Source organism: Massilia norwichensis (assembly GCF_024753245.1).
Taxonomy (GTDB): Bacteria; Pseudomonadota; Gammaproteobacteria; order Burkholderiales; family Burkholderiaceae_D; genus Telluria; species Telluria norwichensis.
In genome coordinates, this window is the sequence record NZ_JANUGX010000035.1 from 37,803 (window position 1) to 49,888 (window position 12,086).

The 12,086-nt window shown below is 61.8% G+C and carries 10 protein-coding genes; 8 read left to right on the forward strand and 2 right to left on the reverse strand.

Features of this window, described 5'->3' with window-relative positions:
• Nucleotides 1–24 precede the first annotated feature (24 nt).
• The 6 genes from rimP (at nucleotide 25) to typA (ending at nucleotide 8,722) form a co-directional block, all read left to right on the forward strand.
• Nucleotides 25–513 carry a ribosome maturation factor RimP gene (gene rimP, locus NX782_RS22850; RefSeq protein ID WP_258847790.1) on the forward strand — a complete coding sequence of 163 codons (489 nt, stop codon included), beginning with the start codon at nucleotides 25–27 and terminating at the stop codon, nucleotides 511–513.
• Nucleotides 510–2,075 carry a transcription termination factor NusA gene (nusA, locus tag NX782_RS22855; protein WP_258847791.1) on the forward strand — a complete coding sequence of 522 codons (1,566 nt, stop codon included), beginning with the start codon at nucleotides 510–512 and terminating at the stop codon, nucleotides 2,073–2,075. Before rimP ends, nusA begins: the two co-directional genes overlap by 4 nt.
• A gap of 95 nt (nucleotides 2,076–2,170) precedes the next feature.
• On the forward strand, nucleotides 2,171–5,044 hold the full coding sequence (infB, locus tag NX782_RS22860) for a translation initiation factor IF-2 (protein WP_258847792.1): 2,874 nt from the start codon (nucleotides 2,171–2,173) through the stop codon (nucleotides 5,042–5,044).
• Between the two features lie 190 nt (nucleotides 5,045–5,234).
• On the forward strand, nucleotides 5,235–5,663 hold the full coding sequence (rbfA, locus tag NX782_RS22865) for a 30S ribosome-binding factor RbfA (RefSeq protein ID WP_258847793.1): 429 nt from the start codon (nucleotides 5,235–5,237) through the stop codon (nucleotides 5,661–5,663).
• The gene (gene truB / locus NX782_RS22870) at nucleotides 5,660–6,580 is read left to right on the forward strand and encodes a tRNA pseudouridine(55) synthase TruB (RefSeq protein WP_258847794.1); all 921 of its coding nucleotides are present in this window, start codon (nucleotides 5,660–5,662) and stop codon (nucleotides 6,578–6,580) included. The genes rbfA and truB overlap by 4 nt, the downstream gene beginning before the upstream one ends.
• 303 nt (nucleotides 6,581–6,883) lie before the next feature.
• Nucleotides 6,884–8,722 (forward strand): translational GTPase TypA, encoded by a 1,839-nt coding sequence (gene typA, locus NX782_RS22875; RefSeq protein ID WP_258847795.1) that lies wholly within the window; start codon nucleotides 6,884–6,886, stop codon nucleotides 8,720–8,722.
• 460 nt (nucleotides 8,723–9,182) lie between these two features.
• Here the strand turns inward: typA and NX782_RS22880 are convergent, their stop codons facing one another.
• Both NX782_RS22880 and NX782_RS22885 read right to left on the reverse strand, forming a co-directional pair.
• Nucleotides 9,183–9,677 (reverse strand): penicillin-insensitive murein endopeptidase, encoded by a 495-nt coding sequence (locus NX782_RS22880; RefSeq protein WP_258847796.1) that lies wholly within the window; start codon nucleotides 9,675–9,677, stop codon nucleotides 9,183–9,185.
• Between the two features lie 12 nt (nucleotides 9,678–9,689).
• Nucleotides 9,690–10,184, reverse strand: a complete 495-nt coding sequence (locus NX782_RS22885; protein ID WP_258847797.1) for an Hcp family type VI secretion system effector — start codon at nucleotides 10,182–10,184, stop codon at nucleotides 9,690–9,692.
• A gap of 490 nt (nucleotides 10,185–10,674) precedes the next feature.
• Between NX782_RS22885 and NX782_RS22890 the strand changes: the two genes are divergently transcribed.
• Both NX782_RS22890 and NX782_RS22895 read left to right on the forward strand, forming a co-directional pair.
• A complete protein-coding gene (locus NX782_RS22890; protein WP_258847798.1) occupies nucleotides 10,675–11,214 on the forward strand; it encodes a DUF6160 family protein in 540 nt (179 codons plus the stop codon).
• Between the two features lie 82 nt (nucleotides 11,215–11,296).
• Nucleotides 11,297–12,076, forward strand: coding sequence for a hypothetical protein (locus tag NX782_RS22895; RefSeq protein WP_258847799.1), 780 nt, complete (start codon nucleotides 11,297–11,299; stop codon nucleotides 12,074–12,076).
• The last annotated feature ends 10 nt before the right edge of the window (nucleotides 12,077–12,086 follow it).

Below are 12,086 nucleotides of genomic sequence, written 5' to 3' on the forward strand. Positions count from 1 at the left end.
CCGGCCGGAAATCTGGAGAAGCAAGTGCAGCTGTTTGATTTGATTGCCACGACAGTCGGAGGACTGGGCTACGAACTCGTCGACGTCGAGCGTGCCGAGCGAGGCATCCTGCGCGTGTACATCGATTTCCCGGCCGCGGTGGCGGACGAAAAGGGACCGATCTCGGTCGAGGATTGCGCCACGGTGAGCCACCAGCTGTCGCACGTGTTCACGGTCGAAAACGTGGATTACGAGCGCCTGGAAGTGTCGTCGCCCGGACTGGACCGTCCGGTGCGGACCCTGGCCGACTTCGAACGCTTTGCCGGCCATGAATGCACCGTCAAGCTGCGCGTCGCGATGCCCGGCACCGCGAACCGCAAGACCTGGACGGGCATCCTGCATGCCCCGGAAGGCGACAAGATCGGATTGGAATTTGAAGGCAAGGATGGTCCGGCGTTATTGGAATTTACGCTGGCCGAACTGGACAAGGCACGCCTGGTGCCGAAGGTGGATTTTAGGAGTCGCAAAGCATGAGTCGCGAAATTTTGTTACTGGTTGATGCGCTTGCGCGCGAAAAAAATGTCGATAAAGAGGTCGTGTTCGGCGCGCTCGAGTTCGCGCTGGCACAGGCCACGAAAAAGCGCTATGAAGGCGAGGTCGACATTCGCGTGAGCATTGACCGCGACACCGGCGAATTCGAAACCTTCCGCCGCTGGCACGTGGTGCCGGACGAAGCCGGCCTGCAGCTGCCGGACCAGGAAATCCTGCACTTCGAAGCGAAAGAGCAGATCGCCGACATCGAAGTCGACGAATACATCGAAGAGCCGATCGAGTCGGTCGAGTTCGGCCGCCGTTTCGCCCAGGACACCAAGCAGGTCGTGCTGCAGCGCGTCCGCGACGCCGAGCGCGAGCAGATCCTGCAAGACTTCCTGGAGCGCGGCGACGCGCTGGTCACCGGCACCATCAAACGCATGGAGCGCGGCGATGCAATCGTCGAGTCGGGCAAGATCGAAGCGCGCCTGCCGCGCGACCAGATGATCCCGAAGGAAAACCTGCGCATCGGCGACCGCGTTCGCGCCTTCATCCTGCGCGTCGACCGCAACATGCGCGGCCCGCAGGTGATCCTGTCGCGTACCGCGCCGGAATTCATCATGAAGCTGTTCGAACTGGAAGTGCCGGAAATCGAACAGGGCCTGCTGCAGATTAAATCCGCAGCCCGCGACCCGGGCGTGCGCGCCAAGATCGCCGTCTTCACCGCGGACAAGCGTATCGACCCGATCGGTACCTGCGTCGGCATGCGCGGTTCGCGCGTGCAGGCCGTGACCGGCGAGCTGGGCGGCGAGCGCGTGGACATCGTGCTGTGGTCGGAAGATCCGGCCCAGTTCGTGATCGGCGCGCTGGCCCCGGCCAACGTGTCGTCGATCATGGTCGACGAAGAGAAGCACGCGATGGACGTGGTGGTCGACGAAGAAAACCTGGCGATCGCGATCGGCCGTTCGGGCCAGAACGTGCGCCTGGCGTCCGACCTGACCGGCTGGAAAATCAACATCATGACGGCCGAGGAATCGGCCAACAAGGCTGCCCAGGAAACCGCCGTGGTACGCGCGCTGTTCATGGAAAAGCTGGATGTGGACGAGGAAGTGGCGAATATCCTGGTCGAGGAAGGTTTCTCGAGCCTTGAGGAAATCGCTTACGTCCCCATTTCGGAAATGCTCGAAATCGAATCGTTCGACGAAGATACCGTCAACGAACTGCGCACCCGTGCACGCGATGCACTGGTGACCGAAGCGATCGCTTCCGAAGAAGGCCTCGAGGGTATGGAAGAGGGGCTGGCCAACCTGGAAGGGATGGACCGCACCACCGCCGGCAAGCTTGGACTGGCCGGCATCAAGACCCTCGAACAATTCGCGGGCCTGGCATACGACGAATTCGGCGCCATCCTGGCCCTGCCGACCGACCGTGCCCGTGATTTGATCAAGAACGCATTTAATGATGTGTCTGACGATGAGATGAAACTGGTCGACGCGAAATACGACGACCGGGCCAAGGCCCTGCAGGCGAAAGCCTGGAGCCAGGTAGAAACGGCCAAGGCATAAGGGTTGTGCAAAGACCGGGGCGGTGCCGCGGTCTTTGCATTTCCAACCCAAGCAAAATTCTTTATCATCTCGCGACACATAGAAAAGAGGACTGAATGGCGAGTAACAACGTAGCCCAATTTGCCACCGAACTGAAGATGCCTGCAGATTTGCTGCTGACGCAGCTGCGTTCTGCTGGCGTCGAAAAAAGTTCGACGTCAGATCCCTTGTCCAAAGATGATAAGGATAAGCTGCTGAACCATCTGCGCCGTACCCACGGCACCGCCGAATCCGGCGAAAAGAAGAAAATCACGGTGACCCGCAAGGAAACTTCCGAGATCAAGCAGGCTGACGCCAGCGGTAAATCGCGCACGATCCAGGTCGAAGTTCGCAAGAAGCGCACCTTCGTGCAGCGCGACGACCTGGTCACGGCCAAGGCTGCCGCAACCCCGGTCGTCGACGCCGCCGAACAGGCGCGCCGCGACGAGGAAGCGCGCCGCCAGTCGGAACTGCTGGCACGCCAGGAAGCGGAACTGCGCGAAAAACAGGAACGCCTGGCAAGGCTCGAATCCGAAAAGGCCGCACAGGCCAAGGCGGCTGAAGAGCAGGCCAAGCGCGATGCCGAAGAGCGCGCCCAGCGTGAAGCTGCTGCCGCAGCCCAGGCCGCATCCGCAGCCAAGGCCGACGCCGATGCCGGCGCCGCCGATGCTGCCGCCGAAGCCAAGCGCGTCGCCGCCGAGGAAGCCAAGAAAGCTGCCGCGGAAGACGCCAAGCGCAAGGCCGACGAAGCCGCCAAGGAAGCCGCCGAACGCGCTGCCGCCACCGAGCGCGCACGCAAGGCCGTGGCCGACGAAGTGGCCCAGATCAAGGCCATGATGGCCCAGCCGCGCCGCGTGATCAAGGCGCCGGAAGTACCGGCACCGAAGCCGAAGGCAGCCGAGCCGGCGACCCTGCACAAGCCGGCAACGGCCGCCAAGCCGGGCGAAGCCAAGCCGGGCGAGTCGACCAGCAATGGCGCGCGTCCGAAGCCGGGCGACAAGAAGTCGATCAAGTCGGCCAATGTGGCCTCGACCTGGTCCGACGAGAAGAAGCGCGGCGCCCCGGGCGGCGGCCTCAAAGGCCGTGGCGCACCGTCGACCGGCCGTGACGGCTGGCGTGCGGGCGGCGGCCGTGGCGGCCGTCGTGGCGGCCATGACGATCGCGAATCGAATTTCCAGGCGCCGACCGAGGCGATCGTGCGCGAAGTGCACGTGCCGGAAACCATCACCGTGGCCGAACTGGCGCACAAGATGTCCGTCAAGGCATCCGAGGTCATCAAGCAGCTGATGAAGCTGGGCCAGATGTGCACCATCAACCAGGTGCTGGACCAGGAAACCGCGATGATCGTGGTGGAAGAGATGGGTCACAAGGCCTTCGCTGCTGCCGTCGACGATCCGGAAGCGCTGCTGGCCGACCAGGGCGAGCACACCGAGTTCGAAGCCAAGCCGCGTGCACCGGTCGTGACCGTCATGGGCCACGTCGACCACGGCAAGACCTCGCTGCTGGACTACATCCGTCGTGCGAAGGTGGCAGCTGGCGAAGCCGGCGGCATTACCCAGCACATCGGTGCATACCACGTGGATACCCCGCGCGGCATGGTCACCTTCCTGGATACCCCGGGTCACGAGGCGTTCACCGCCATGCGTGCCCGCGGCGCCAAGGCGACCGACATCGTCATCCTGGTGGTGGCGGCGGACGACGGCGTGATGCCGCAGACCAAGGAAGCAATTGCTCACGCGAAAGCCGCCGGCGTGCCCCTGGTCGTGGCGATCAACAAGATCGACAAGCAGGGTGCGAATCCTGACCGCGTGACCCAGGAGCTGGTTGCCGAAGGCGTGGTGCCGGAAGAATACGGCGGCGATTCGCCGTTCGTGCCGGTGTCCGCGAAGATCGGTACCGGTATCGACGAGCTGCTGGAGCAGGTGCTGCTGCAGGCCGAAGTGCTGGAACTGAAGGCGCCGGTGGAATCGCCGGCCCGTGGTCTGGTGGTCGAAGCCCGTCTGGACAAGGGCCGCGGCCCGGTCGCCACCATCCTGGTGCAGTCGGGTACCCTGAAGCGCGGCGACGTCGTGCTGGCAGGTTCGTCCTTCGGCCGTGTCCGTGCGATGCTGGACGAGAACGGCAAGTCGGTGACCGAAGCCGGTCCGTCGATCCCGGTCGAGATCCAGGGTCTGACCGAAGTGCCGAGCGCCGGCGAAGAAGCCATGGTCATGGGCGACGAGCGCAAGGCGCGCGAAATCGCACTGTTCCGTCAAGGTAAGTTCCGCGACGTGAAGCTGGCCAAGCAGCAGGCAGCGAAGCTGGAAAACATGTTCGACCAGATGGCCGAGGGCGAAGTCAAGAACCTGCCGCTCATCATCAAGACGGACGTGCAGGGCTCGCAGGAAGCGCTGGTCGGTTCGCTGCAGAAGCTGTCGACCTCGGAAGTGCGTGTGCAGGTCGTCCATGCGGCGGTCGGCGGCATCACCGAGTCGGACGTCAACCTGGCGACCGCGTCGAAAGCAGTCATCATCGGCTTCAACGCCCGTGCCGACGCCCAGGCGCGCAAGCTGGCCGAGACCAACGGCGTCGACATCCGTTACTACAGCATCATTTACGATGCGATCGACGAGATCAAGACGGCACTGTCGGGCATGCTGGCACCGGAGAAGCGCGAAACCGTTACCGGCCAGGTCGAAATCCGCCAGGTCATCCTGGTGTCGAAAGTCGGCGCGATTGCGGGCTGCCTGGTCACCGATGGTGTGGTCAAGCGTACCTCGTCGGTTCGCCTGCTGCGCAACAACATCGTCATCTGGACCGGCGAGATCGACTCGCTCAAGCGCTTCAAGGACGATGCGAAGGAAGTTCGTGCCGGTCTCGAGTGCGGTCTGTCGCTGAAGGGCAACAACGAAATCCAGGTCGGCGACGTCCTGGAGGTGTTCGAAGTGACGGAAGTGGCGCGTACGCTGTAATACGGTCGTTCCAACGATTGGAGTAGCATTGGGGCCAGTAGGCCTGCGCCATGGCGCGGGACGCTGGCCCCAATTTTTTGTTACCCCGTCGTTCCCGCGCAGGCGGGAACCCAAGTTTTGCGAATGATTACCGGACTTGGATTCCCGCCTGCGCGGGAATGACGGCGCATCAGATAACAATATCTAAATAATGCCTAAACACAGTAAAAGCATTCCATCGCGCGGCCTGCGCGTTGCCGACCAGATCCAGAAGGACCTGTCGGAACTCATCGCGTTCGAACTGAAGGATCCGCGCGTGGGGATGGTCACGATCAGCGAAGTCAAGCTGACCCCGGACTACGCCCATGCCAAGGTCTGGTTCACCCTGCTGAAGGACAGCCCGGAACAGGTCAAGCAGACCCTCGAAGGCCTGAACAAGGCCTCCGGCTACCTGCGCAACCTGCTCGGCAAGCGCCTGCACATCCACACGCTGCCGCAGCTGCACTTCGTGCACGACACCTCGACCAGCCGCGGCCTGGCCATGTCGGCCCTGATCGACCAGGCGAACGCCAGCCGCGCCGCCGACTACGTTGACGAGTCGGCCCCGGCGGACACTGACGAAGATTCGGACTCCGAGTGAACGCACGGCCCCCGAAAAAGCCCCGCGACCTGGTCGACGGGGTGCTGCTGATCGACAAGCCGGTCGGCCTGTCCTCGAACGATGCGCTGACCAAGGTAAAGCGCATCGTCAACGCCAAGAAGGCCGGCCATACCGGCACCCTCGACCCGTTTGCCACCGGCCTGCTGCCGCTGTGCTTCGGCGAGGCGACCAAGTTTTCGCAGGACCTGCTGGAAGCGGATAAAACCTATCTGGCCACCGTGCACCTGGGCATCACGACCACCACCGGCGATACCGAGGGTGAGGTGCTGGAGACGCGCGACGTCGACGTGACGACCGAACAGATCGAAGCCGCGCTGGCGCGCTTTCGCGGTCCGATCCTGCAGGTGCCGCCCATGTATTCGGCGCTCAAGCGCGACGGCAAGGCGCTGTACGAATACGCGCGCGAAGGCGTGACGCTGGAGCGGGAAGCGCGTCCGGTCACCATCCACGAACTGGAAATGGTTGCCATCGCCGCGCCTTTCCTGACGATCCGCGTGAAGTGCAGCAAGGGCACCTATGTGCGCGTGCTCGGCGAGGACATCGGCGCCCACCTCGGCTGCGGCGCCCACCTGAGCGCGCTGCGCCGGGTGCAGGTCGGCGAGCTGACCACCGCCAACATGGTGACGCTGGAAGAACTGCAGGCGCATGCCAACCCGCTGTCGCTGCTGGCCCCGGTCGATGCGCTGCTGTCGACTTTCCCGCGTGTGGATTTGACGCCGGAACTGGAAAAGCGTTTCCTGAACGGCCAGCGCCTGGCGCTCGGCAAGGAGCCGGTGCCGGTGCCTGCGGAGCAGGGGAGGGTGCGCGTGTATGCGGGCGGCCGCCTGCTCGGTACTGCCATCCTGCAGGAATATGCGATCCTGGCGCCGGAGCGCTTGATCGCGGCGAAGCAGTAAATATCGCGCGGCGGGCCTTGAAATCCGCCGCGGCCGCTCCATATCGTCCCTGCCCCGGAACGGCAGCCCCATGCTGCCAGCAGCGTCCGGGACGTCATCAACATTCAACATTTCGCCGCTACGCTGGTTTTTGGCAGCAAATCGTTGGAAATTCAGGTGTTTTCCCATCGCTGCGGCGCAGCACGACGGATAACCGTGCTATAGTAGCGGGTTCTGGAAATCGGCTATGCCGAGCGCCACTAGCCGAGCGCCCCTGAGCGGACGCCTCCACCCATCACGCAACATTCACTGTTGAATACGCATATGTCAGACACCAAACGCGCGATTCGTAATATCGCAATCATCGCCCACGTTGACCACGGCAAGACCACCCTCGTGGACCAGCTGCTGCGCCAATCGGGCACTTTCCGTGAAAACCAGGCGGTCGACACCCGCGTGATGGACTCGAACGATCTCGAAAAAGAACGTGGCATCACGATTCTGTCGAAGAACTGCGCAGTCGAGTACGAAGGCACCCACATCAACATCGTCGACACCCCAGGCCACGCCGACTTCGGCGGTGAGGTCGAGCGCGTGCTGTCGATGGTGGACTCGGTGCTGCTGCTGGTCGACGCCCAGGAAGGCCCGATGCCGCAGACCCGTTTCGTGACCCGCAAGGCACTGGCCCTGGGCCTGAAGCCGATCGTGGTCGTCAACAAGATCGACCGTCCGGGCGCACGCGCCGACTGGGCGATCAACCAGACTTTCGAACTGTTCGACAAGCTGGGCGCCACCGACGAGCAGCTGGACTTCCCGATCGTCTACGCTTCGGGCCTGAACGGCTACGCCGGCATGGACGAAAGCGTGCGCGGCGGCGACATGAAGCCGCTGTTCGACGCCATCCTGAAATACGTGCCGGTGCGTGACGACAACCCGGACGGTCCGCTGCAGATGCAGATCACCTCGCTGGACTACTCGTCCTACGTGGGCAAGATCGGTATCGGCCGTATCAACCGTGGCCGCATCAAGCCGGGCATGGACGTGCTGGTCGTGAACGGCCAGGACGACAAGAACCCGATCAAGGGCCGCATCAACCAGGTGCTGAACTTCAAGGGCCTGGAGCGCGTGCAGGTCGAAGAAGCCGTCGCCGGCGACATCGTGCTGATCAACGGTATCGAAGACATCGGCATCGGCGTGACCGTGACCGCCGTCGATACCCCGGAAGCGCTGCCGATGCTGACCGTCGACGAGCCGACCCTGACCATGAACTTCATGGTCAACACCTCGCCGCTGGCCGGCCGCGAAGGCAAGTTCGTCACCAGCCGCCAGCTGCGCGACCGCCTGGACCGCGAACTGAAGTCGAACGTCGCGCTGCGCGTGATGCCGACCGACGACGACACCATCTTCGAAGTGTCGGGCCGCGGCGAGCTGCACCTGACCATTCTGTTGGAAAACATGCGCCGTGAAGGCTTCGAGCTGGCTGTGTCGCGTCCGCGCGTCGTGTTCAAGGACATCGACGGCGTGAAGTGCGAGCCGTACGAGAACCTGACCGTCGACGTCGAAGAAGTGAACCAGGGCGGCGTGATGGAAGAACTGGGCCGCCGCCGTGGCGACCTGCAGAACATGGAATCGGACGGCAAAGGCCGTGTCCGTCTGGAATACCTGATCCCGGCCCGTGGCCTGATCGGCTTCCAGGGCGACTTCATGACCCTGACCCGCGGCACCGGCCTGATGAGCCACGTGTTCCACGAATACCTGCCGGTTGAAACCGGCAAGGGCGAACTGGCTGGCCGTCGCAACGGCGTGCTGATCTCGCAGGATGACGGCCAGGCCGTCGCCTACGCACTGTGGAAGCTGCAGGACCGCGGCCGCATGTTCGTCGAGCACAACACCCCGGTGTACGAAGGCATGATCATCGGCATCCACTCGCGCGACAACGACCTGGTCGTCAACCCGATCAAGGGCAAGCAGCTGACCAACGTGCGCGCCTCGGGTACCGACGAAGCCGTGCGCCTGGTGCCGCCGATCCAGATGTCGCTGGAATACGCCGTCGAATTCATCGAGGACGACGAACTGGTCGAGATCACCCCGAAGAGCATCCGTCTGCGCAAGCGCTTCCTGAAAGAGCACGAGCGTAAGAAGGCTAGCCGCGAAGCTGCGTAATCGCGCTTTTGCTGAACAAAAAACCCGCTGCTTGCAGCGGGTTTTTTTATGGACGATGAACACTAACATGGCACACGTACGTCGCCCTCTCCGGTGCGTAAATTGATGCCGATCCAGCACCGATAATGAGCGTTTGCCGGGTTTTCCAACCGTTCAGTGTACGTGCAGAACGCCCCTTTTCTTCGCCGCTCCCGATGCCCCTTTGCATCGTCACAAACAGGCTTTATATCAGGTCCAATTTGTTCAAAGAGTTGCCTTGCAGATTCGTTTTCGAAAGCGACGGTAAGAGCGCGATCGGTTTTCGTTGGAAGCTCGGAGTAAGCTGTGTTTCCGGAATGGATTTTGTAATCTGCTTGAAGTGGATGCCACTGGTTCAGTTCATGCGCTTTTTTGATGTTTTGGCCAGCGCTCGCAGTCTGGCAAAGGCCTACAAGAATTAACAATGTTAATTTGCACATATTTATCCTATTAAGGCTACGTGAAAATGATCGTCATGATGTTCCGCCCATTTAACAAACGGGATACTCGTGTCGTTGAAGAGAACAAACTTGACTGGGGCGAATGTACGGAATAGTTCGATCACCTTGGCCGTTGCGTCCTTGTCGTACTGGCGATCCATGTGCGTTACAGGCATTTCAAGCCCGTCCTTCCGGACTGGGCGGATGTCTACCTGGAGGCCGTCCTGATGGGAGGCGTGATCTCTGTCATTGAAGCCATCAGCCCGGCTAATATTTCCGATGCCAATCCGGCGCTTGTCGATGGCCTGCCACTCCAGCCCCACCCGTAAAATCGCCTGCATCATGACGGGATGCGGATACTGATATCCGCCCCTGTCCGGCTTCTTATCCAGCAGACCATAGTTGTAATACCCGGATTCCATCGGCGACCGAGGCAGCATGAAAAACCCTCGCTTGTCCCGGATAGGCCGTAGCGGATCGTCCTGTTGATCAGCCATGGTCCACCTCCGTCATGCGCAAGACTTATTGCAGGACAGGTCCCAGCCACCGGCGGTCTGGCCACCCGTGCCGCCACCGATCTTTTGCTGCGAGTACTTCCATTTCACCTTCGTGAAGTGCAGGGCGATATGGTCACGAAGAATGCTTCCCTCGGCCACCATCTGTTCCATGCTGGCGATCAGAACATTTTCCAGCTCGACTTCGTAATACTTCACCCGCTTGCCGTCGCCATCGGCGCGCATCATTTCCAACTTTGCTTTCGGAATCGTTTTGCCATTCGTGCAGTGCTGCATCAGCACAGGCGATGCGAGGTCGGCGAGCTTGGCCAGCGACAGCGTGCGATATTCGCTGCGTCCGGTCGTACGGCCGCCCGTGGACGAGCCTGTTGAATTGATCGGCTGCGTAACACCCCACTGTGCCTGAGCCACCTCGATCCAGCCCTGGTGGGCGGAGTCGGCCGATTCGCCTTTGATGCCGTCTATTTGCAGGTACACGTCGATTGCCATCTTGTTTCTCCAGGTGAGGTGGGAATAGCTACGCAAGACGGCATTGTTGAGTCGAGCTGATCGGCGGAGCTTGGGAGACCTCAAACAAGCTGATACGTCCCCTAAATTTGCATTAGGGCAGGTGATGTTGTGATTTTGGTACTCAGCAGTAAGGTCTCGGTGTTGTTTCCGCAGTGCCGCATCACACCCTTATCGGCTGCATGAGCAAGGCGCGCCGCAGGCCAGGTCTTCATAGGGAGAAACACGTTTATCACAGAGATATTGCGCATGCGCAAACTGCTGAGATAAGCAAGATCCCCCGGTAAACACGTCAAACGACTGGCTCAGGAATCCATCGATTTGGCTCGTTGAGCCAAGACAAAAAATGCATCGGATGCAATGAAAGTAATAACATCATTATCACTTAATTGACTTCCAATTAAGAAACAAGCTCCCAGGCGCTGCGGAGCCGAAGAGACACCCGTTGATCACAAAAATTACTGGAGATACCATGAAACTGCTGAAACAACTCGCCGTCGTCGCCGCCCTGTCCTCGATCGCTTCGTACGCATCGGCCCTGACCCCGATCGCCGACAGCGACCTGTCCAAGGTCTCCGGCCGTGACGGCGTGTCGATCGCTGCTGACCTGCATATCAACATCGGTGAATTCAAGTACACCGACACCGACGCAGCAGGCGGCTCGGTTCGCTTCGGCAACATCGCCATCACCGGCGCGATTGCTGCCACGATCGACATCGTGAACAACCAGACCTTCCAGTCGGAAGCCATGGCTGCCCTGCCGACCGGCGCCGGCGGCGCTCTGGTCCCGAACGCCAACACCACCCTGGGCGTAAGCGGCGGCGCTGGCCTGGCTGCTTTCGCACCGACCGGTGACGTCGTCAAGATCGCTATCCCGCTGGTCGACACCACCAAGAACCTGGCAATGAGCGTCGACTCGATCAAGATGGGCAACTCGGAAGCCTCGTTCGGTAAGTTCGAAATGAAAGACATCAAACTGCAAGGCACCACCGTCTACATCTGGGCGCACTAATTTCCGGTTGATTGGTGATGGGACGGCTCGTGGGCATTGCCCCGGGCCGTTTTTTGACTTGAAGCGCTCGTCGGGATTCTCCATGAGCAGACATTTTTTCCTCGCACTCGCATTCGCCGCCTCCAGCCTGCTGACGGCAGGGAGCGCCTCGGCGCAGATGCGTCCGATGTCGGACAGCGAGATGTCCACCGTGAGCGGGCAGGGCCTGTTCACCGTCAGTAATTCCAGCTACAACGGTTTCGATTTCATGCGCGTCGGCCTGGATGCCGATGTGACCCTGAACGCCAACTTGGCCAACCTGCGCCTGGGCGAATACAACTACGGCCCGCGCAACGGCAGCGGCGCCGATATCGACATCAGCGCCTTGCGCTTCGGCCGCAGCGATGGCGGCGAAGCCGCGCGCCTGGTCCAGATCACCAACCCCTATTTCGAATTCGTCTACCGCAACACCGGCACCGCCGGCCAGCGCGAAGTCGTGGGCATGCGCCTGGGCTTCGACGGCATCGCCGGCGACATCGGCATGAAGATCGCGACCTTGTCCGGCGCGATGCGCATCGATGGTGGCGCCGCCGGCGTGGTCGACACGCAGCTGGACCCGGGCGGCGGCAAGCGCTGGGACGGCACCTGCAGCGGCTGCGACCTGAAGCTGTCGCAGGTGGGCGCCGTCACCGCCGGCGATGCGGCCGGCCCGAGCCGCGATTTCTGGATCTCGGTGCTGAAGACGCCGGTGAGCTTCCAGGCAGCGCCGGGCATGCCGGCCCTGACCGAGGCCCAGGCCGGGATCTGGCTGAACTGGCGCGACAAGCTGAGCGCGCTGACCACGAACGGCCTGGTGCCGCTCAATAATCCGCCGGGGCGTTGATGCGCGGCGT

Bases quoted from the DNA above. Each gene is read 5' to 3' on its own strand.
- NX782_RS22895 (WP_258847799.1), top strand. From the start codon at position 11,297: ATGAGCAGACATTTTTTCCTCGCACTCGCATTCGCCGCCTCCAGCCTG.
- NX782_RS22880 (WP_258847796.1), bottom strand. From the start codon at position 9,677: ATGGCTGATCAACAGGACGATCCGCTACGGCCTATCCGGGACAAGCGA.
- typA (WP_258847795.1), top strand. From the start codon at position 6,884: ATGTCAGACACCAAACGCGCGATTCGTAATATCGCAATCATCGCCCAC.
- NX782_RS22890 (WP_258847798.1), top strand. From the start codon at position 10,675: ATGAAACTGCTGAAACAACTCGCCGTCGTCGCCGCCCTGTCCTCGATC.
- nusA (WP_258847791.1), top strand. From the start codon at position 510: ATGAGTCGCGAAATTTTGTTACTGGTTGATGCGCTTGCGCGCGAAAAA.
- rbfA (WP_258847793.1), top strand. From the start codon at position 5,235: ATGCCTAAACACAGTAAAAGCATTCCATCGCGCGGCCTGCGCGTTGCC.
- infB (WP_258847792.1), top strand. From the start codon at position 2,171: ATGGCGAGTAACAACGTAGCCCAATTTGCCACCGAACTGAAGATGCCT.
- NX782_RS22885 (WP_258847797.1), bottom strand. From the start codon at position 10,184: ATGGCAATCGACGTGTACCTGCAAATAGACGGCATCAAAGGCGAATCG.